Below are 21,253 nucleotides of genomic sequence, written 5' to 3' on the forward strand. Positions count from 1 at the left end.
CCATCACGCAATTCATATTTACCGTAAAAAAAACCGCCCTTTATTTAGCACAGGGCAGTTATCGATTATACTAAATATTTTTTTACAACTTCTGTTGCAGGGATCGCTTTGCTAAATAAGAAGCCTTGTGCCTTATGACAATTCGCTTCCAATAGAATTTTCACCTGTAGCTCTCTCTCTACACCTTCTGCGATAACTTCCATACCAAGATTATGAGCTAAATTAATGATTGTTTTTGCAATCGCTTCGTTCTTTTGGTCCATTTCAATATCTTTAATGAAGGATCGATCAATTTTAATTATATCGATCGGATATTGTTTTAAGTAGCTTAAAGAAGAATAGCCTGTCCCAAAATCATCTACTGAAATTGTCACACCTGTCTCTTTTAAGCTTTCTAAAGTCGATAGCGTATCTCCCATATGCATCAAAGCACTTTCCGTAATTTCGACTTCAAACGACGAAGGATGAATGCCATACTTTTCAATTAAAAAATTTACTTTTTGAGCAAAAGATCCCTCCCGAAATTGCTTCGGAGAAATATTGACTGCTATTCGGACTGGACGAAAATTCTTCCCTTGCCACTCTTTCAGCTGTTTGCATACTTGGTCCATTACCCAATCTCCCATCGAATGGATAAAACCTGACTCCTCCGCCATCGGAATAAATTGAGCCGGGGAAACAAAACCGAATTTTCGGTTATTCCATCTTAGCAAGGCCTCAAAACTATCAATTTGCCCTGTCTTCAAATTCACTTGTGGCTGATAATGGATTTCAAATTCATCAAACTCAATAGCCCTTCTCAAATGCGCTTCCATTAGTGCTACATCTGAAAACGAAGAGTTCATTTCCTCCTGAAAAAATCGGTAATGGGCGCGTCCACGCTCCTTCACATATTGAACTGCTTGCTCCGATTTTTGTAGTAATTCTTCCAACCCTGTTCCATCATCTGGAAAAACAGCAATGCCGATAGAGGATGAAATAAAATACTCTTGATGCTCAAAATAAAAGGGTTTACTAAAATCACTTAAAATTTTTTGAACAAATTTCTCCGTTTGTTCAATGGAATAATTTCGAAGACAAACGATAAATTCATCGCCGCCTGTTCGATAAATACTTCCATTCTTAGGACAAACCGTCTTAATACGCTCTGCTACTTTTTTTAAAATTTCATCCGCACCATTCCGGCCTAAAGAATCATTAATCGTCTTAAACCGATCCAAATCCAAATGGACGAAAGAAATGTTTTCATCTTTGCAAAGTGGATACTTCGTGTCACCGTCAAAATGTTCTTTCAAAGCACGCCTATTCCATAGGCCTGTCAATTGATCATGAAAGGACAAAAACAGCAACCGCTCGTTGTTTTTTGATTGGACGGATGTATCACGTAAAATCAAATGGACTTCTTGCACTTCTCCCATAATTGCCACCGGAATTGTTTTCATATAGGAAGGTAAGTATTGACCTTTTTTATGAAAAAAAGAAATGCCTTCCAGCTCAATTGCCTCACCTAAAAACGCCATGCGCAAGTACATCTCGAAATCTTTATTCTTATCATCTTCAATAAAGTTAAAGATTGATCTGCCAGTCAATTCTTTCTGACGATATCCAAATGTCGTATGAACGGCATTATTTGCATATATAATTTTAAAATCCTTTTGAATTGTAAAGATTGGATCTAAATTATGTTCGATGACTGACATATATTTTTGTTCGATTTCAATTCTTTTTGCCCGCTCGGCCATTATCATTTCCGTGTTCGATTGTATGTTTTTCATGAATGCCTCCACGTATTTTACGTACTCCACTATTTATGCAAAACAGATTATTTAAATTTTCAGAAAGGTAATGATTTTGCCATCGCTATTATTTTTCAGTATACCTGTATTTTCGACAAAAATATAGTAGTTTCACCAATATTTATCCGTATATCTATCCGTCCACATTGCAAAAATGCAATTTATGTTTATGATTAACTTATAATGGAATTAGTTCCCGAGTGAATGGCCTTTTTGATTATATAATAAAGGAGGTTGCCGTATGAAAGAGGAAGAAGTTCGAAAAATTGCTATTGCCATTTACACAATCAACCGACATGCAAAAACCGCCCCTGACAATAAACAGCTTTACATGTTAAAAAATATGGCGATCCAAAAATTAATTAAGACAGGCAATGCCACCAAAATTGGATTGCATTATATTGAACAGCCAAAATTCAGTCGGCAAAGCTCAACCGTTTTAGTGCAATGCAGTGACTTTCTATTTCACACATTACCTGAAAAAGAAGATTTTACATCTCTCCCCCATTTAGGTGATCAAAATCAGTCATACAGAAACCCCCAAGAACGGATGGGGTTGCAAGCCGCTAAAACAATAGTCGAAAATTTCTTAGGCATCCACCCACCTATCAAAAAATCTATTAAAACCGCTACAGTGAAACGGAAACAGCAAAAACAACCACAATCTTTCCGTTCGTCCTATTTAGATGGTCGATAAGGTGTATAAACAATACGAATTTCGTCTCCTTCTCAAAAGCTTCCTCTCCTAAGTGCCTAAGGAAAAACATCGCCTCACTATTTTTTTGACAAAAAGAATCCATTTTGAAAAATATTCAAAATGGATTCTGATCATCAATCTTCTGACCGACTTAATTATTAATTTTTTCTACGCCCTTCAACATCTGTAGCAGCATTTCTCTTGGATTAAACATCAGATCTTCAATACGATCTGTTTGTTCGTTTTCCTTCAAAATATTAATCTCATTATTCAAATACTCCATTTTCCGATCAAGGTCAGCTACAGTATTTGCAGCTTCTTTTAATTGGCTTGTTAAATGTTCAGGAACTTGTTTATCGTACTTATAATAAATTTTATGCTCTAAGCTCGCCCAAAAGTCCATTGCAATCGTTCGAATTTGCATTTCTACATAAACTTTTACCGTGCGGTCTGACATGAAAACAGGAATCTTCATAACAATATGTAGACTTTGATAGCCATTAGGTTTTGGGTTTTGGATATAGTCCTTCACTTCAATTACTTCAATATCAGATTGCGCTTGGATCATTTCGCTAATTCGATAAATATCTGATGCAAAAGAACAGATAATTCGAATCCCTGCAATATCTTTAATGCTTTCTTGAATTACTTCTAACGATAACGGCAAGTTTTTTCTTTGAACTTTATTCATTAGACTTTCCGCAGATTTTACACGTGTGTTTACATGCTCAATTGGATTGTAATCATGCACAAGGCGGAACTCTTCTTTTAAAATATTTACCTTCGTACTAATTTCATCCAATGCAAATTTATACGCCATGCCAAAACGTGTTATTTTGATGCGCAATTCATCCAATGCTTCTTTATTAATCGTTTCAGGTAGTTTCATGATTGAAATGATTCCTCTCTATTCGATGCTATCAATAAAGCAATCGTCCCTTTTTAACAAAATTCATCATTGATTATAACGTAAGGCACACAATAAAACATGTAGGAAGGGAACGTCTAACTAATTTTTCACATCGAAAATAGATTTACTTTATCTCTCATAGCTTTGAAACAGCACTTGCGTTCCTTTATCTCCATAGCCGTCATTGACAAGTTCTTCGTACATTTCTTTAGCCAACCGAAGGCCTGGTAAAGGCAAACTCATTTCTTCCGCTTCTTTCAAAGCAATTTTCATATCTTTCAAAAAGTGCTTCACGAAAAAGCCTGGCTCAAAATCTCCTTTTAACATTCTTGGAGAAAGGTTGCTTAAAGACCATGATCCCGCTGCACCAGATGAAATGGATTGCAACACTTTATTCGCATCCAAACCCGCTCGTTTCGCATAAATCAATGCCTCACAAACACCGATCATATTTGTTGCAATGGCGATTTGATTGCTCATTTTCGAATGTTGGCCAGCCCCGGCTTCACCCTGGTAGACAATTTGCTTGCCGAAAACTTGTAATAGCGGGAGCATATGCTCAAAAGTCTTTTCATCTCCACCGCACATTATCGATAGCGTGCCATTTTGAGCACCAATATCTCCACCAGATACAGGAGCATCCAAAGATGACATACCTTTTTCTGCGGCATCTTTTGCAATCCTTTTCGCTAATGACGGGCTTGAGGTAGTCAAATCAATGACGATTTGGCCTTCTTTGCAACTTTGAAAAATCCCTTCATCTCCATAATAGACCTCTTCCACATCAGATGGATAACCAACCATTGTCATTACGACATCCGCTGATTTAGCCACTTGTGCAGGTGTGTCCGCCCAATTGGCGCCAGCTTCTATTAGTGGCATTGCTTTGTGCTTCGAACGAGTATATACCGTCACTTTATGGCCAGCAGCGAGCAAATGCTTAACAATACTTCCTCCCATAACACCAGTTCCTATAAAACCAATTGATAACTTGTCCATGTCAACCCCACCTTTTTTATTTATCGTATCAAAAGATTCATACGATTGACAATCCGTCTTTCGACAATAAAAAAGGAGGACAGATCCGATAAAGGGTCTGTCCTCAAAAGGGGGAAATGAGAATGTTGCTGTGTTCAATCTTAATATCCCCCCTTTTCATGCTTCTTAAACATCTTTTTTAAAAAATATTTCTTTTATTTTATCAAGCGCTTTCAAAAATTGTTCCGCCTCTTCATTTGAAATAGGATAAGAACCGTATCTTACTTGGTCATATAAATTAAATACGATTTCTTGTTCTCCCCACCCCATCCGTTTAAACCATTCCCTCACAGTTTCTCCTACCATACGAGGTGAATTTACGGATTGGGCATTTTCTTCAAATGATTTAAACGCTTTTCTAACTTTATCGTTTGCTTCTGAATAATCATAGCGCAATGACTTTACAGATTTCTTCTCATTGCGTCTACCCTTAAAGATGAAAGTGTGTTTCATCTGCTCCCCAGCTAGTAAACGCTTTTTACTCTTTTTAAACAGGATGACGATAACCACAATCAAAACGATAAATACGACAACTGATGACACTACTTCAAAAAGGATTCGATCACTGTTGCCGAAAACGGTATACTTATCTTGCATTTCGAAATCAATATATTCGCTTTCGCCTTCCTCTTCTTCGATGCTCCTATTCGAACCTGTTATGAAATTATAGATCGGATTCAATATTTTACCGTACATTGAAAAGAAAAAATTCAATAAGTAACTAAATACTTTAATGACCCCTGACCTGATTGGTTGCAAAATAAATAAAACCGCAATAAATACAATTGTCCCCACACCTAAAATAGAACCAAATACTTTACCAGTTTCTATGAATTTTAAAGTGCCAAACCGCCTGCCATTCACCCATATTGTTATCATTCGGATAAAATAAAACAAAAATGAAGAAACAAAATAAATAATGATTTGTTGTTGCATCAATGGTTCAGGAATATTATGGACGAAAATGATTCGAGCTAATAAATACAGCACAATGAACACGATTGAATTGACAAAAAAGAACGGCCAGCCTTTAATGCGAGATCCATTAAAATTGTATTGCATCCTCCATAAAGTGTAGATAAAGAAAAACAAGATATTTACAAACGGTACGCCAAAGAAATAAAGTGGTGCTGTCATCATGAAAGATAGTCCTATTCCATAGCCAATTGAATAATCGCGAGATTTGAACACATAAAAAGCTGCAATACCACCAAGAATCGCAATTGTCATCCATATATATGGCATGTACGACCCAGTTTCTCCTAAGAAGAAGATGAATATATAGGAGACTAGAAACAGTTCAACAATTAGGCGCTCGGATAAAATGAATCGATTTTGGTCAATTGCGGCTGTGTCATGTCCCATTTCTGCTCCTCCCCTTCAAATGCGTGATCTAAAATGACTTTATATTGCTTCGACCACTTATAGCAAAGGCTGTTCAAACGATTCGTTTCATGGCTAACTAACACAATCGTCGGAGACAGTTGGCCTTTTGCAGCCATGCTTTGCATTACATCTTCAAAAGGCATTTTCGCATGTTTATCCGAAATTTGCGCGAGCGTTTCCATCACCTTCAGAAAATGAATCTTTCCTTGGTTAGCCGGAATAAAGATATATGGCGTCGCTCCAAATGTTCGAATATTGATCGCTACGGAATATGGAATTTGATGGCTCGTACAAAAATGCGCATAAGAAGTTAGCCTCTCAACCTTTCGTTCAAAGTCCTCGCTCTTCCGATCTTTTTCAATAACATTCAACATAAGTACAACATTTTGGGAGCTTACCGGAAGGAATTCCTTCGTCTGAAGCTTTTGCATTCGAGCGCTCGCTTTCCAATGAATTTGATCGAACCGATCAGTCGGAACATAGTCACGCGTTCCAACAGGCTGGAAAGTATCACGGTAAAGCGATTGCCTTTGTTCAACCTCGCCTGGCTTAAACGGAGAGGATTTCAATGATCCATCAAGCGGCGTGATTTTTGGATACACTAAACTTTGATAATATATCGGCTCGTCTAATTCCATCATGACAAAGCCATCCCCAAAAAGATGCGGAATCTCTATGACAACCCTCGTAATACGAGAAACTCCCCTTCTCTTCCCTTCAAGCGGTATTTTAATCTCAATTTTTTTATTGCTGCCAACAGCAACAGGCAGCGTCAAATCATAAATACCGCTATAGTTTTTTAATGGTACCTCTTTCGGCAAAACTGCATCTTCAATTGACATCGTCAAAACTGCATTCCAAATCGGTACGACACCATTTTCGATTTCCAAAATCAACTCTTCCTCATCACCGATCAAAATACGGTTTTGTTTTGATTTGACCTTTAAAGTAAAATGTTGGCCTACTTTCGAGAAATAACGATTTTGATAAGCCAATGTCGCAAATACGGCTGCAAAACAAGCTGTTAGTAATAATTGTGACAGGAGGAATGAAAATATAGCAAAAACGAACGTAATAACCATGCCTTGCTGGATCGCTGAAAATCCTGTTTCATAACGAGTCCATTTCATTAAACTGTCGCCTCTAACGGTGCAGCGATCGACTGGACGATTTCCTGTAAAACCTCTTCCATCCCTTTCGTCAAAACACCTTCTGTGGAAAGCTCCATACGATGAAGTGCTGCAGGTCCTAAAATCTTCTTCACATCATCTGGTGTTGCAAAACTCCTGCCGTCTATGAAAGCTCTTGTCTTTGTAGCTTGCAATATAGCTAGCGCAGCCCGTGAACTGAGCCCTAACTCTACTAGCGGATGCTCCCTCGTAGCCCTAACAATTTTTAAAATATACCTTTCAATATCTTCATGTACAACTACATCACTTGCTTCTTTTGCCCATCTTCCTACAACGTCTGCATCAATAACCGTTTTCGTTAAGATCGCACCAGGACGTGTTCCATATTGTTTCAAAATAAGATGCTCTTCCTCAAAAGTAGGGTAATCGATTTTTATTTTAAACAAAAATCGGTCTAGCTGCGCCGCCGGCAAAGGAAAGGTTCCTTGCTGAGATTCAATTGGGTTTTGCGTAGCAATGACCATGAATGGCGTCGGTAATTTGATCGTTTCGCCGTCTACTGTCACTTGCCTTTCTTCCATCGACTCAAGCAGGCTAGATTGTGTTCTCGGCGTCGCTCTATTAATTTCATCAGCTAATAAAATATTTGTTGAAACAGGGCCTGCTTTCAATACGAACTCCTGCGTTTGTGGATTGTAAAACCGGATGCCCGTTACATCTGATGGCAATACGTCAGGCGTGAATTGCACCCGTTTAAAATCACCTTTAAAAGCATTGGCAAAGCTTTTTGCCATCATTGTTTTACCTGATCCAGGCACACTTTCCAATAACACATGGCCTTGCTGCAACAACGCAATTAACATGAGATCAAATTCCTGTTCGCGGCCAACGACTGCCGTATTCAGCTCTTCCCTAAACTCCTTGATCGACACCAATTCCATCACCCTTTCAATTTTGCCCTTTCCGTGATCGCTTGAACTCCCCTTCAAGTTTCATATACTCATTTAACAAACGATCAAGCGCTTTGCTGCTCTCGATGGTTGCTTCAGAAGAAAGACCTTCACTTTTTGCCAATCGAATCAATTCATTGCGCGCTGCTTCGATTTTCTTTATAATTTTTAGATTCAAGCGCATTCCCCCCAGGGCAACAATCTTAAAGTCTTATTATACTATGAAATCTGAATAGAATGGCACTTACTTTTCGACTTAATTCGACAATTCGTTTTTTTCGGCAACCAACGATTTACTCCGTAATTTACAAGTAAATTTCTTTACCTTTACTATGTTTTAAGGCAAACTATAAAAGATAATCTCTTAAGGAGTTGATTTCGCTATGAAAATTGCGGAAGTCGGAAATATTATAGAATTTAAGGATGGACTGCAAGGAATCGTTGAAAAAGTCAACGAAAACTCCGTCATCGTTGATCTTACTTTCATGGAAAACTTCGATGAGCTGGAATTAGAAGAAAAAACAGTCGTCAACCATAAACGATATACGATTATTCATGGAAATGACGAGAACTGAAACATTCCACTTCATTGTACGTCCAATAAAGTGACAGGAGGGATTTTTTATGAAGATCAATTGGAAGCTTCTACTTACTGGTTTCTCAGCTGCGATGATCCTTACCGCCTGTGGAACTGATTCAGGCAATGACAATGAAAAATCGAACGGTTCAAGCGGCGTTGTGGATGAAACAGAGACGAATGTAGACGAAACAAATGATACTGATTTATCGTTGGAAGATGAAAATGAGGATGAGGGACAAGAGCAAGAAAACGTGCAGTCCGACATGGACAAAGCAGCACTACAAGATAGCGATGCTCAAGATTATGCCTTATACGTGCTTCCTGAATATACTTTAACGAGTGAAGAGCCAGGACGTGACAGTCTGTATTTCGGTGATGATGGCGAATATTTTATGAGAATTGAAACGCAGTTATCTGCTGACGGCGACTATGAATATTTACTTGAAAATATGCAAGAAACGTTGAAAGCATCCGCTGATACGGAAGAATTGACAGAAGTAACGGATGAAGAAAAACTGCCTTCCGCCGAAGGAATTGAACGAGTAAAAGCATTTACAGTACAGTCAGAAGATAGCCCAATAACTGGAATTGTTTTTGAACAAGGAGACTTACTCATTCGATTGACAATTTTTGATTCACCTGAAGCAGAGCATTACAACGACTTCATTCAAATGGGTGAAACAATTCAAAAGAAATAATGAAAAGGAGCTGTCCAGAAAGTCAGTGAAAATTGACTTTCTACGACAGTTCCTTTTTTGACCATATTGTGGTTGGGTTTCCGTTTTAGGCAGACGCTTTCTGCGTGTGAACCAATCGAACAACGAAGAGTTCAAATTGCCGTATTTCTGCAATTATTTTTGGAAATGAAGACTTTTTTCACTCGCAAAGTATGTTCTTCGTTCTATGTTCTGGAAAGTATGTGCTCCTAACACCTCGCTTTTATTTACAAGCCATTTGGAGTGACACGCTTCGCAGGACATTAAATCAGCATCACCGAATCATCCGCTCGAAGGAAGTGCGCGCATTTCCGAGAAGTCGCCACCTTCCACTCCAAGCAATTATTATTTTTCCACAACAACAGGAAGGAAACATACAAAATATCGTTGATTCTAGAGACCAAACCACCATTTTTAGAAAGGCCGATTTTTAAATCCAAAGATCACAAATGAAAATTATTGCATAGAGCTTTCATGATAGAGAAAATGGTAGTTAACGCTCTCAGAACAATTATCCCCGACATTTCAGCCCTACTGAGTAAATCTCTAATTCCTATCTATCAATCATAAAAAGACTGTAGATAGATGAAAAGAAACATTCTCTACAGTCTTTTATATACGAGCAGTCTTTTGTTGCCTCAGGACAAACTTTTAACAGATAGCCCCAATTTCCGAAGCAATTCAATTGCTGTTTCTTGTTCTTCTTCTGTTAACGCGGACATGATTGATTTGATATTTTCTTCATGCGACGGAAAAATTTCTTCAATCCTCTTTTTTCCTTCGTCGGTAATCGACATATAGGTAATCCTTTTATCTTCTTGACAGAAAACACGTTCAAGGAGACCCTTCTTTTCAAGCTTATCCACAACATACGTCATAGATCCGCTTCTCAACAAAATCTTTTGTCCGATCTTTTGAATTGGCTGTCTGCCTTTGTGATACAAAAGCTCCAATACGGCGAATTCCGTAGGATTCAAATTATACGTGTCGGTTAACTTATTGGCTTCTTCTAAAACAACCTTGCTTGCTCTTGAAAGTACAATAAATAATTTCAATGCTCGTTCTGTATCTTTTCCCATAGTCTGGTCCACCTTCTATTATCCTTCTTGACATGCAATCATTATAGCGGTTAGACGAATATTATGTCAAAAAAGGATTATGAAACGATGCTCTCCCTATCTTTCACTAACTGCAAATATTTATCCGCAGCAAATGGTATTTTAATTGTGAAAAGAGTGCCCTTTCCCACTTCGCTCTCCACAGAAATCGTTCCTCCATGCTCTTCTACCGTCTTTAAAACAAATGGCAGCCCTAAACCGGTTCCTCCAGGCTTCGAGCTGAAAAACGGCATGAAAACTTGATTAATTTGATTATGGTTCATACCTTTTCCTGTATCTTGTACAGATAAAACAAGTAAATCATCCGATTCTTGCAAGCAGATCGTCAAAGTTCCCCCTGCTTGCATCGCGTCTAAACTATTTTTAAATAAATTTAATAGGACCTGTTTCATTTTTGCTGCATCTCCGAAAATCATCGGCGCTTTTTTGAAATCACTTTTTTTAATGATTTCAATTCCTTCCATCAAAGCTTTCGGATATAATACTGAAGCCATATCTTCTATGAGCTCTGAAAGCGAAAAAGCAGCCTTTTTCTTTACAGAAGGCTTTGACAGTACAAGCATTTGACTTAAAATCGACTCCATTCTTTCTATTTCATCTTCAATGACAGTAATATAGCGGATGGAGTCTTCTGAAGCCGATACACGTAACAATTGAGTGAATCCTTTTAAAGTAGTGATCGGATTTCGAATTTCATGCGCCACACTTGCAGCAAGTTGTCCAACAGCAGATAATGAACCAGAATGAGCCAATTGGACTTCTAAATTCTCTATTTCAGTGCAATCCGCCATTTGAATGATGAACATATTTGTTTCTTTATCATGATACGTTGTAATATGATAGTATCTTGTGTCGTCATGAGCTCTGTAAAAAGGAATGATGACATCGACTTGACCTTTTTCTTTCGCTTTAGCAAGATGCGCATTCGTATACTCGGCTGTCTTATCAGGATGTATAAGCTTCGTGATGACCGATAAGCTTTTTCCAATCAGTTCTTCTCGACTTTTATTGATGAATTTACTATGCATTTCATTGACATCGTAAATCTCACCTTTCAAGTCTACAAGGAGCATGAAATTATTAGATTTTCTAAAGGCGTTTACGTAGACATTTGAAAGCCTATCATTGAGCGTAGGGGCGTCAAATAAGGCAATTACCTGTTTTAGATCAGGCATGTAAATAAGGTGAACGTGATATTCATTACGCTGCTCGTCTTTAAAAGTCATTGGCAGCAATTCCATAATCATTTCTTGAGCATGCAAAGCGCGCTCTACAAACTGATCCCAAGTCCGCTGAGAGGTCAGGTCTATCAAATCTTTAATATTTCCCGATGCTGCTGTAAAATGAATCTTGAAATGATCATTCATTCCACGGATTGCACCATCGATATCCAAAACCAAGCCAGGCCGTTTGCTGTCATCCATAAGAAGCGACATGCTTTTCAAAGCTTTTTCATGATTATCCAACTTGATACCTCCTGTGCCCTATAACAGACAGTATGAGAAAAAACAATAAATCATGCTAACAAATTTCGTTCATAAAGAGTCCCTATTTCTGATTATTCCATATTGTCAGTCGTAATAAAATAGTATTTTCATCCTAATTTCAGTGTAAAATGATACATAAACAAGAACATTAGCATAGTAACAATACAAAGGAGTTTTAGCATGAACATTGTATTAGCCACTTTGAACGCAAAATATATCCATACGAATCTAGCCATACGTTATCTTAAATCATTCGTTGCACCAGATTATGATCCAGTACTTTCAGAATACACTATAAAAGACCCGACATTAAACATTGTATCAGATATTTATCAGAAAAGGCCAAGAATTGTAGGTTTTAGTTTATATATTTGGAATATTGAAGAGTCATTAAAAGTCATCCGTACACTAAAAAAGGCGAATCCGGAAATTGTTATAATTGCGGGAGGACCAGAAGTTACTTATGATTACGACATTTGGCTAACGAAAGTGCCAGAAATCGATTTTATTGCAATTGGGGAAGGAGAACGGACGTTTAAGCAACTATTGGATTACCATTCCGGTAAATGTGAATTGAAAGACGTTCAAGGGATTGCTTATATGGAAGATGGTCAGTTGAAAGTGACTGCACCGGGACCAAAATTAGATTTGCGTGAATTGCCTTCCCCCTTTAGATTCGAGGAAGACGTTCCTCATTTATCCAATCGTGTAACCTATATTGAAACGAGCAGGGGCTGTCCATTTTCTTGTCAATTTTGCCTTTCCTCGATTGAAGTTGGCGTCCGGTATTTCAATAGAGAAGCAATTAAAGAGGACATACGCTATTTGATGGAGAATGGAGCTAAAACAATTAAATTCGTTGATCGGACATTTAATATAAGCCGGAGCTACGCAATGGAGATGTTTCAATTCCTTATTGACGAGCATAAGCCGGGCACTGTTTTCCAGTTCGAAATAACTGGTGATATTATGCGGCCAGAAGTCATTAACTTTTTAAATGAGAACGCTCCAGCTGGACTATTCCGTTTCGAAATTGGCGTCCAATCGACGAATGACTTAACAAATGAACTCGTTAAACGCCGGCAAAACTTCGAAAAGCTTTCTCGGACAGTTAATATGGTTAAAGAAGGCGGTAAAATTGCCCAGCATCTTGATTTGATTGCGGGGCTACCTGAAGAAGACTACGATTCCTTCAGAAAAACATTCAATGATGTTTTCGCCATGCGTCCTGAAGAGCTGCAACTTGGCTTCTTGAAGCTTCTTAGAGGGACAGGACTGCGCATCCAAGCAGAACAATATGGTTATACATATATCGACGAAGCACCTTATGAAATACTTTCAAATAATGTACTATCCTTCGATGATGTATTGCGCATTAAGCAGACAGAAGATGTTTTAGAAAAATATTGGAATGACAATCGAATGCCTCATACAATCGAGTATCTCGTTTCAAAAGTTTTCGAAACACCTTTCGACTTCTTCCAAGATTTCGGTGCCTTTTGGGAGTCGAAAGGGTGGGCAAGAATCGGCCACCAACTGCAAGATTTATATACTCGGCTTCATGCGTTTTTAACGACATATGCGAAAGCGAATATGGAAATTGTGTTGAGTTTAATGAAGATCGATTATTTGTCTCACCACTCATTCCAGCCTCGGCATATTTGGTGGGAAAATGATATTTCTCCTGAAACGCTTTCTTCCGTGGAACGGATGATCCTATCGAACGATCATTTATTGTCCAAAATAAAAACGCCTACCCGCTTGAATGAGCGAAATATTCGGAAGCATACTTTTATTACTCCTATAGCGATTGATCCAATCAAAGCGAAAAGTGGATTGATTGAAGAGAAACAGGGCTATCTCGTCACATTTTTCTGCCGTGGCGAGAAACCGCAGTTCCACTTTATCCAAGAAGCATTGGCAATCTCTTAATGCACTCAAAAAAGGCTGTTGGAAAGGTCACTTCACGACTATCCAGCAGCCTTCTATATTGAGTATTGGTTTATTTTTGTGAAAAAGAAGGCAAGAAGTATTAAAGGCAAGGAAGTTTAGTTCCAAATGGTTCTATCTCGGTCTGTTGTTAGCTTTTAAATCTGTTTTTCTTTAATGTAGGTTTTAATTGTAGGCGGTTCATAAGAATCAAACCTATCAAGTAATCGGCTCGGCTCAACATCTACAATCGCCATAGAGCGATACTTTTCGTGTAAAAATTGCTCCTTTGTCATATGGTTAAACAGTTCAATGAGTGGATCAAAATAATGATTACTATTTAGAAGACCACATGGCTTTTGGTGAAGTCCCAATTGAGCCCATGTAAAAATTTCAAAGAATTCTTCTAATGTTCCTGGCCCACCTGGTAAAGCAACAAAACCTTCTGACAGCTCTGCCATTTTAGCCTTTCTCTCATGCATGGAATCGACTACGATTAGCTTGGATAATCTTTTATGCGATATTTCTCTCTGCTCTAAAAAAGAAGGCATGATTCCAATGACTTGTCCACCTTCATGTAAAACAGTATCCGCAACTGCTCCCATAACACCAACACTTGCTCCACCATACACAAGGGTAATATTGCGCTTGGCTAGTTCCCTGCCAAACTCTTTGGCATTTTCCATATATACATTAGATGCTCCAGCACTGGAACCACAAAATACAGCTATGCTTTTCATTATGACCGTCCCCCTAGCGAATTCAGCAATTATATTATACAAAAGTCTTGATCGTTTGTTAAACTTCTATGGAAATGAAATTTAAGGAGTGGTAAGAAATGGATGTAACTGAATTTCAAAAATGGGTACATGATTATTATGAAAATAGAGGCTGGTCTGATTTAGATATTTTCATTCGTATTGGATTTTTGGCAGAGGAAACAGGGGAAGTAGCACGAGCCATCAGAGCTCTTGAGATTGGAAGGGATCGACCTGACGAAGTAACAGATTCTTTTATGAATAATCGAAAGGCTTTGATCGAAGAGTTGGGAGATGTATTAGGCAACGTAATTGTAATCGCCAATCAATATAACATTTCTTTAGAAGAAGTGTTTAATTCTCATAAAGAGAAACTCTCAAAGCGTTACTCTAATGAATAAAAAAATATATTTTTACCAGAATTTAACGTAGGAAGTAAGAAATGATTTGCTTAATCTAAAAGAATTTAAGATGAGTTAGCGAAAGATAAGAGCGAACGACTAACGATAGCGGTGGAAGTACATCTCTTCCACCTTTTTACTGTCCAAATTGGGAAATTGCCGCAGAACGCGGCGCTCTAAATCGACCAACGCCTGTCGAGGCTAAACGCTGCCCTCCGCTTTTGATACATCCAGACTTCGAGGGGCAGCCCTTCGGGTCACTTCAGAACAGAGTCTAAGACAAAAAGCGCCTTAGGCTCTGTTCTTCCAGTGCCTGTCAGGGCTAAACGCCCCTCTCCGCTTTTGTTTCGTCCAGACTCCGGGCAGCAGCCTCTCGGGTCGCTTCGATCCTGAAGCATAAGGCAAAAAGCGCCTTATATTCAGGCTCTCCAGCGCCAGTCGCAGTTAATCGCCTCCTTCCGCTTTTGATACATCCAGACTTCGAGGGGCAGCCCTTCGGGTCACTTCAGAACAGAGTCTAAGGCAAAAAGCGCCTTAGGCTCTGTTCTTCCAGTGCCTGTCAGGGCTAAACGCCCCTCTCCGCTTTTGAGATTACCCAATAATTACTCTTTCTTTTGGATAACTGTATGGGCGTTTGTTTGTTTTTCCGCCTAATGTATATAGGAAGGAGATTAGTCCGACGCGGCCGATGAACATTAATATCATAATGATCACTTTTCCAAATGATGACAATTCGGAAGTGATGTCTAAAGACATGCCACACGTACCGAATGCGGAAGTGATTTCAAATAGCAATGGGATGACCGGGATTGTCGGTTCTGTTATTAATAATATAAGCAATGCTGTCATCACCATGACAGCCGCCAATAAAATGACAGCATAGGATCGATAAACATCGATCAGTTTAATTTCACGTTTAAAAATGTTGATGACATTATTTCCTCGGGCAAAGTTAATTAAAAATAGCACCGCAATTGCGAATGTCGTCGTTCTTATGCCTCCTCCTACTGAACTTGGAGAAGCCCCTATAAACATTAAAGACGATATGAAAATATCCGTTGCGTCGCTAAAGTTTGTTATATCGTACGTCGTTAAACCAGCTGACCTCGCTGAAACAGAATGGAACAATGAGGCGAAAATTTTTTCATGCCATGCCATTCCTTTAAACGAATGAAAGGATTCAAGAATGAAGATGAGAAGTGCACCCCATATTAGTAAAAAGCCAAAAGTTACAGTTGTAATTTTCGTAAAAAGAGAGAAGCGGAAGTTTGGCACTTTTTTTGAAAAATAGCTTTTTACCTCGACAAGCACCGGAAAACCGATTGCCCCTAACACAATTAAAATCATAATAACGGTTTGGACAAAATAATCATCGAAATAAGGCTTCAATGAAACACCTGTAATATCGAAGCCAGCGTTCGTAGTCGCCGACACTGACAAAAACATGCCGTTCAAAAGCGCTTCGCTAAATGAATCGTAAAATCTCATAATGTAGATTGTTAGAATTATACCGCCGACTACTTCAATTAAAACGATAATCCTCACAATTTGCTGAATGAGCTGCACGACACCTGCTAACGAATACTGGTTATGATCGACCATAATCAATTGGCGTTCCCTCAATCCAATCCGCTTTCTAATGAGCAGCCAAAAAAACGTACCGATGGACATAATGCCAATTCCGCCTAATTGAAGAACTAACATGAGCATGCACAATCCAAACACAGAGTACGTGTCTCCTATGCTAATCGGCGTCAATCCAGTAACACTCACTGCACTTACTGCAGTAAATAGACTGTCGATGAAACTAACTTTTACTCCTGGATTATAGACCCCTGGTAAATTCAATAAAAGAAATGAAAAACCGATCGCCAAAAAATAATAAAATACAATTACTTGTGCTGGCGTAAATTTATGAAGTTTTTCTCTTGTGATCTTCATTACAATCTGTTCCTTCCCTCAGACGAGTATCTTTTCATTTTAGATAACTTCTTATGAAAAAGAAAGAAAATCTATAGAAAAGATTAAAAAACCGGCACAAAATTTTGCCGCCGGGAAGAACATTATGCTTTCTTTTTACTTTTTGCCATTGCAGTAATATATCCACCAATAGCAATCGCTGCAAGCACAACCCAAAACGTCGTTTTCCAAACAGCAGAATGCGGAAATGCCGTATCAATCAACTGTACTTTTTGATGCGCTAGCGTTAATACGACTAACTTAATGCCGACCCATCCAACGATTAAAAATGCAGCTGTTTCAAGTGAAGGATACTTTTCCAACAAAACTACGAACTGTCTCGCTGCAAATCGGATCAAGATTAATCCGACAATTCCTCCTAACAGCATGACGATGAATTGTCCACCGTTAATACCGCCAATATGGAAATCTCCTAACTCAGGCAATGTTACAGCTAATGCGACAGCCGCAAGCATTGAATCTAAGGCAAATGCAATATCCGCCAATTCAACCTTTAAAACAGTCATCCAGAAACCAGACTGTTTGCGTGGCTTTTTAATTTCGTCCGAGTGATCCTTCCCTTTATCCATCAAGCTTTTTATCGATATGAATAATAGATAAGCAGCTCCTAAAGCTTGGATTTGCCAAATGTTTACTAAAAATGTAATCATGAACAATGCGCCGAACCTGAAAACGAACGCTCCTAATAGACCGTAAAAAAGTGCCTTTTTCTGCTGTACTTTAGGCAAGTGCTTAACCATGACAGCCATTACGACAGCATTATCTGCAGCTAATAATCCTTCTAAAACAATTAGTACGACAAGTACCCATGCGTATTCCAATAATATTGCTTCCAACCTTAATTCCTCCTTATTATTTGGCAATAAAAAAACCCTCACCTAATAAAAGGCAAAGGTCTCGCTAAGTCAGAAATTAAGTACGTTCCTGCTATCATAACCGATGGCGCAAATGCCATGTATTGACGACTATGAAATAGGTTTCCCTATAGCTACTCCCCTTTGACAACTGTCAAAAGTATTATGTAGTTGTTGAGCGCTTTCAATGTATTATAACATCGCATAGCCAGACGTACAATCTATTCTTCAAATTTTTTACGATGCTCACACTTATACTATGCATAAAAAGCGAATTTAAAACCTTGGAAAACACAATGTCGGTCTTCCAAGGCAATTATTTCACTTATTTCGTATTTGCTACGGCTCTTCTTCTGGTTTTTCGATCGAATAAACTGTACATAATCGGCACTACATATAATGTCAGAAACGTAGAACTGATCAAGCCGCCTATTACAGCAATACCCATCGGCTGATTCATTTCTGTTCCTTCCCCAATTCCTAATGCAAGCGGAATTAAACCTAAAATCGTCGTCAAAGCAGTCATTAAGATCGGTCGAACCCTGTCTCTGACAGACGCGATAATCGCATCGTAAGAGTCAAGCCCGCTATCTTTTCTTTGATTAATATAATCGACTAGCACGATACCGTTATTGACAACAATACCGACCAAAACTAAAATCCCGATAATGGCCGTGACACTAATCGGCGTATTCGTAACGTATAGGCCGATTGCTACCCCTATTATCATTAAAGGCACCGAAAACATAATGACAAACGGATACTTGAAGGATTCAAATTGTGCAGCCATCACGATATACACTAATACAACTGCCAACACAATTGCTAATAGCATATCGTCAATGGCACTTTCAAACAGCTCCCTGTCTCCTCCATAACTTATGTCTGTCTCTTTCGGGACTCCAATATGATCAAAAAGCTCGTTCACCTTTTCTGTCATTTCACCTAAAGTGAAAACAGACTCGTATTTAACATCAAAAGTGACAGAATGCGATTGATCGACTCGTTGAATGGATACAGGACCTTCCTTAATGGATAGATTCGCTATCTCGTCTAAAGTGATAAATATACCTGAAGGTGTCTTTAATTTGATTTTTTTCAAGTTGCTAATACTATCCCGATATCTTTCATCATACTTCACAACAATTGATACGACTTCTCCATGCTTATCTATAAATTGGGAAGCAGTCGATCCACGGGTGATCGAATTGACTGTTTGAGCGATTTGATAAGGAGATAATCCTAACTCAGCAGCTTTTTCTCGATTGACATCTACATGTATTTCTTCAATCGTATCTTGGAGATTATTTGACACTTCCAAGACAGCATCCATTTCTTTCAGTTGTTTATTCAACTTCGTAACGACTTGATTCAGCCTTTGTTCATCCGTATCTTGCACCATGAAAGTTAACGTGTTTGGATTTGAACCTGCGGCAGTTTGCATATTGAAATTGATCTTCGCCTCATCTCCAACCATCTTTACAATTTCAGGCTGCACATCATCGACGAATTGAAAAACAGAGCGTTCCCTTTCTGATATCGGCAACAGTTTCACATACAACTCAGCAGTATTCGTTTTTGAACTTCCTTCCGCCATGCTTTGCTGATTGCCACCAATTAGGCTCACATATACATCTATATCCTTCTCTTTCTTCAAACGCGTTTCGATTCGTTCGACAATTTCATTCGTTGCAGATAAAGACGAACCGTTTGGCAGTTTAACATTTATGCTAAAAAAACCTTCATCGGTAGCGGGCAAAAATTCGGTGCCAACTTTGTATAAACCGAAACCACTTCCGACGAGAAGAATCGCTGTCGTTAAGAGGACGAGCGTCCGGTGCTTTAACGACCATTTTACAGAGCGCTCAAAATTGTTAAGCGACTTGGAACGACGCCGTCTCGCCTCGATGTTTTTCCGTGGTCTTTTAAGCATTCGGCTCGCCATCATCGGAACGACTGTCAAAGCGACAACGAGAGAAGCAAACAAACTAAATGAAATGGTCAAAGCAAATTCAGTGAAAATTTGTCCAATCAATCCGCTAATAAAAATGACTGGCACGAACACTGCCAATGTCGTTAAAGTAGAAGCAGTTATGGCGCCACTAATCTCTTTAGCACCATCCCTTGCCGCCTCTTTCGGCTCTTTATCCATCGATAAATGCCGTTCTATATTTTCTATGACAACGATTGCATTGTCGACGAGCATCCCAATTCCTAACGCCAAAGCGCCAAGCGTCATAATATTAAGTGAGAAGTCGGCAAAAAACATTAACACAAACGTCACGATGACTGAATATGGAATGGCTACTCCAATAATGATCGGGCTTTTAATGCCCCTCAAAAAGAAGAATAGAACAACCATTGCAAAAATCCCACCCAGCAACAGTGACTGACCAATATTATTAATGGCTAACTTCACATAATCCCCTTGGTCAAATAAAATATTTGCTTCAATATCTTTATATTCATCTTGTGCCAACAACTCGTCCAATGCATCTTTAAATGCTGTAGAAACCGACGCTGTATTTGCCCCTGACTCTTGTAGAACGGACATGAGAACCGCCGGGTGATCATTTGCCCGCGTTTCAGAATTACTTTCCGTTTCAAGCATCGCCACATCTCCGACATCCCCAACGGTCACTTTCTCTCCGGTGAGCGGATTCATGCCGACGACGACATTGCGGATATCTGTAATCGTAGTAAATGTACTTACAATCCGAGTTGTCAATCGTTTGCCATCTTCCGTGTCAATCGGCTCTCCTGGCAAGGCTACATTATTTGCTTGTACCATCTGAACGATATCCGTTTGGGTTAAACCAAATTCCTCAAGCTTTTCCTGACTTAGGATAATTTGAACTTCTTCCAGAAGCTTACCTGAAACTGTAACGCTCGCAACCCCTTTAGCTCTGCGCAATTCCGTTTCGAGCTGTTCTGCTAAATTACGAATATCAGCATCTTCTGCTTTACTGCTTAAAGAAAGCTGGATAACCGGAAATTGTGCAGGATCAAACTTCATGAACCTTGGAGAGTTCGCTCCATCTGGAACAGCCACTTGGTCGATCCTTTGCATAATATCCAATTGAACATCATCAATATTTGTCGACCAATCAAACATCAGCAATATGAAGTTAGCCCCTTCCTGTGAAGAGGACTGCATTGATTTCAGTCCGGGTGCAGTGGATAAACTCGTCTCTAATGGTTTCGTCAGCTTTTCATCTACCTCGGTCGATGATGCCCCCGGATAGCTTGTTACAACGACAGCGACCGGTGGATTCAACTCTGGAATTAATGTTACTGGTATCTTGAAAAAAGATACTGCACCTAAAATGATGACAAGAAACATTGTGACAATTGTAAACACAGGCCGTTTAATTGAAAAGTTACTGATTCTCATCTGGACATCCCTTTCGTATCGGAAAAAGCACTACTTACATCATATTGAATGTTTCACCTAACATCAATTATGAGCATAGAAATCACTGAAAAACATCCAACGCCAATCCTTCAAAAACGCATCAGAAGC

General features: G+C 38.9%; 18 protein-coding genes. 5 read left to right on the top strand and 13 right to left on the bottom strand.

All coding sequences use genetic code 11. From position 1 onward, the window contains the following. Positions 1-65 precede the first annotated feature (65 nt). Entirely contained in the window at positions 66-1,775 is a 1,710-nt protein-coding gene (locus WFH04_RS07115) for an EAL domain-containing protein (protein ID WP_336823372.1), read from the bottom strand. Positions 1,776-2,037: 262 nt separating this feature from the next. Here WFH04_RS07115 and WFH04_RS07120 point away from each other — a divergent pair, with 262 nt between their 5' ends. After that, positions 2,038-2,493, top strand: a complete 456-nt coding sequence (locus WFH04_RS07120; RefSeq protein WP_336823373.1) for a YkyB family protein — start codon at positions 2,038-2,040, stop codon at positions 2,491-2,493. 151 nt (positions 2,494-2,644) lie between these two features. On the opposite strand, the gene WFH04_RS07125 is transcribed toward WFH04_RS07120, so the two are convergent. The 6 genes from WFH04_RS07125 to WFH04_RS07150 form a co-directional block, all read right to left on the bottom strand. Next, a complete protein-coding gene (locus WFH04_RS07125; protein WP_336823374.1) occupies positions 2,645-3,382 on the bottom strand; it encodes a GTP pyrophosphokinase in 738 nt (245 codons plus the stop codon). A gap of 150 nt (positions 3,383-3,532) precedes the next feature. Next, positions 3,533-4,426: an NAD(P)-dependent oxidoreductase gene (locus WFH04_RS07130; RefSeq protein WP_336823427.1), complete on the bottom strand. Its 894-nt coding sequence runs from the start codon at positions 4,424-4,426 to the stop codon at positions 3,533-3,535. Positions 4,427-4,567: 141 nt separating this feature from the next. Then, on the bottom strand, positions 4,568-5,806 hold the full coding sequence (locus tag WFH04_RS07135; protein ID WP_336823375.1) for a DUF4129 domain-containing protein: 1,239 nt from the start codon (positions 5,804-5,806) through the stop codon (positions 4,568-4,570). Next, positions 5,749-6,957: a DUF58 domain-containing protein gene (locus tag WFH04_RS07140; RefSeq protein ID WP_336823376.1), complete on the bottom strand. Its 1,209-nt coding sequence runs from the start codon at positions 6,955-6,957 to the stop codon at positions 5,749-5,751. The genes WFH04_RS07135 and WFH04_RS07140 overlap by 58 nt, the downstream gene beginning before the upstream one ends. Continuing rightward, a complete protein-coding gene (locus WFH04_RS07145; protein ID WP_381482448.1) occupies positions 6,957-7,892 on the bottom strand; it encodes an AAA family ATPase in 936 nt (311 codons plus the stop codon). Before WFH04_RS07145 ends, WFH04_RS07140 begins: the two co-directional genes overlap by 1 nt. A 13-nt stretch (positions 7,893-7,905) precedes the next feature. Beyond that, positions 7,906-8,085 (bottom strand): aspartyl-phosphate phosphatase Spo0E family protein, encoded by a 180-nt coding sequence (locus WFH04_RS07150; RefSeq protein WP_336823377.1) that lies wholly within the window; start codon positions 8,083-8,085, stop codon positions 7,906-7,908. A gap of 205 nt (positions 8,086-8,290) precedes the next feature. Between WFH04_RS07150 and WFH04_RS07155 the strand changes: the two genes are divergently transcribed. After that, positions 8,291-8,482, top strand: coding sequence for a YkvS family protein (locus WFH04_RS07155; RefSeq protein WP_336823378.1), 192 nt, complete (start codon positions 8,291-8,293; stop codon positions 8,480-8,482). 49 nt (positions 8,483-8,531) lie between these two features. After that, entirely contained in the window at positions 8,532-9,185 is a 654-nt protein-coding gene (locus WFH04_RS07160) for a hypothetical protein (protein WP_336823379.1), read from the top strand. Positions 9,186-9,841: 656 nt separating this feature from the next. Here the strand turns inward: WFH04_RS07160 and WFH04_RS07165 are convergent. Together WFH04_RS07165 and WFH04_RS07170 are read right to left on the bottom strand one after the other, a co-directional pair. Beyond that, a complete protein-coding gene (locus WFH04_RS07165; RefSeq protein ID WP_336823380.1) occupies positions 9,842-10,282 on the bottom strand; it encodes a MarR family winged helix-turn-helix transcriptional regulator in 441 nt (146 codons plus the stop codon). 77 nt (positions 10,283-10,359) lie between these two features. Beyond that, positions 10,360-11,787 (bottom strand): ATP-binding protein, encoded by a 1,428-nt coding sequence (locus tag WFH04_RS07170; RefSeq protein ID WP_336823381.1) that lies wholly within the window; start codon positions 11,785-11,787, stop codon positions 10,360-10,362. A 201-nt stretch (positions 11,788-11,988) separates the two neighbouring features. On the opposite strand from WFH04_RS07170, the gene WFH04_RS07175 reads away from it, so the two are divergent. After that, the gene (locus WFH04_RS07175; RefSeq protein ID WP_336823382.1) at positions 11,989-13,740 is read left to right on the top strand and encodes a B12-binding domain-containing radical SAM protein; all 1,752 of its coding nucleotides are present in this window, start codon (positions 11,989-11,991) and stop codon (positions 13,738-13,740) included. Between the two features lie 155 nt (positions 13,741-13,895). Here the strand turns inward: WFH04_RS07175 and WFH04_RS07180 are convergent, their stop codons facing one another. Then, the gene (locus WFH04_RS07180; protein WP_336823383.1) at positions 13,896-14,477 is read right to left on the bottom strand and encodes an LOG family protein; all 582 of its coding nucleotides are present in this window, start codon (positions 14,475-14,477) and stop codon (positions 13,896-13,898) included. A gap of 98 nt (positions 14,478-14,575) precedes the next feature. On the opposite strand from WFH04_RS07180, the gene WFH04_RS07185 reads away from it, so the two are divergent. Further along, a complete protein-coding gene (locus WFH04_RS07185; protein WP_336823384.1) occupies positions 14,576-14,896 on the top strand; it encodes a MazG nucleotide pyrophosphohydrolase domain-containing protein in 321 nt (106 codons plus the stop codon). Between the two features lie 591 nt (positions 14,897-15,487). On the opposite strand, the gene WFH04_RS07190 is transcribed toward WFH04_RS07185, so the two are convergent. The 3 genes from WFH04_RS07190 to WFH04_RS07200 all read right to left on the bottom strand — a co-directional run bounded on the left by WFH04_RS07190 (position 15,488) and on the right by WFH04_RS07200 (position 21,124). Continuing rightward, entirely contained in the window at positions 15,488-16,837 is a 1,350-nt protein-coding gene (locus WFH04_RS07190) for a TrkH family potassium uptake protein (protein WP_336823385.1), read from the bottom strand. 122 nt (positions 16,838-16,959) lie between these two features. After that, the gene (locus tag WFH04_RS07195; RefSeq protein WP_336823386.1) at positions 16,960-17,712 is read right to left on the bottom strand and encodes a TerC family protein; all 753 of its coding nucleotides are present in this window, start codon (positions 17,710-17,712) and stop codon (positions 16,960-16,962) included. Between the two features lie 343 nt (positions 17,713-18,055). Then, positions 18,056-21,124: an efflux RND transporter permease subunit gene (locus WFH04_RS07200; protein WP_336823387.1), complete on the bottom strand. Its 3,069-nt coding sequence runs from the start codon at positions 21,122-21,124 to the stop codon at positions 18,056-18,058. Between the last annotated feature and the right edge of the window lie 129 nt (positions 21,125-21,253).

It is taken from the genome of Sporosarcina sp. USHLN248 (genome assembly GCF_037144575.1).
Lineage (GTDB): Bacteria > Bacillota > Bacilli > Bacillales_A > Planococcaceae > Sporosarcina > Sporosarcina contaminans.

What these genes read in the sequence shown, in the direction of transcription:
- WFH04_RS07115 (WP_336823372.1), bottom strand. Translation starts at nt 1,775, where the DNA reads ATGAAAAACATACAATCGAACACGGAAATGATAATGGCCGAGCGGGCA.
- WFH04_RS07120 (WP_336823373.1), top strand. Translation starts at nt 2,038, where the DNA reads ATGAAAGAGGAAGAAGTTCGAAAAATTGCTATTGCCATTTACACAATC.
- WFH04_RS07125 (WP_336823374.1), bottom strand. Translation starts at nt 3,382, where the DNA reads ATGAAACTACCTGAAACGATTAATAAAGAAGCATTGGATGAATTGCGC.
- WFH04_RS07135 (WP_336823375.1), bottom strand. Translation starts at nt 5,806, where the DNA reads ATGGGACATGACACAGCCGCAATTGACCAAAATCGATTCATTTTATCC.
- WFH04_RS07140 (WP_336823376.1), bottom strand. Translation starts at nt 6,957, where the DNA reads ATGAAATGGACTCGTTATGAAACAGGATTTTCAGCGATCCAGCAAGGC.
- WFH04_RS07155 (WP_336823378.1), top strand. Translation starts at nt 8,291, where the DNA reads ATGAAAATTGCGGAAGTCGGAAATATTATAGAATTTAAGGATGGACTG.
- WFH04_RS07160 (WP_336823379.1), top strand. Translation starts at nt 8,532, where the DNA reads ATGAAGATCAATTGGAAGCTTCTACTTACTGGTTTCTCAGCTGCGATG.
- WFH04_RS07165 (WP_336823380.1), bottom strand. Translation starts at nt 10,282, where the DNA reads ATGGGAAAAGATACAGAACGAGCATTGAAATTATTTATTGTACTTTCA.
- WFH04_RS07175 (WP_336823382.1), top strand. Translation starts at nt 11,989, where the DNA reads ATGAACATTGTATTAGCCACTTTGAACGCAAAATATATCCATACGAAT.
- WFH04_RS07180 (WP_336823383.1), bottom strand. Translation starts at nt 14,477, where the DNA reads ATGAAAAGCATAGCTGTATTTTGTGGTTCCAGTGCTGGAGCATCTAAT.
- WFH04_RS07185 (WP_336823384.1), top strand. Translation starts at nt 14,576, where the DNA reads ATGGATGTAACTGAATTTCAAAAATGGGTACATGATTATTATGAAAAT.
- WFH04_RS07190 (WP_336823385.1), bottom strand. Translation starts at nt 16,837, where the DNA reads ATGAAGATCACAAGAGAAAAACTTCATAAATTTACGCCAGCACAAGTA.
- WFH04_RS07200 (WP_336823387.1), bottom strand. Translation starts at nt 21,124, where the DNA reads ATGAGAATCAGTAACTTTTCAATTAAACGGCCTGTGTTTACAATTGTC.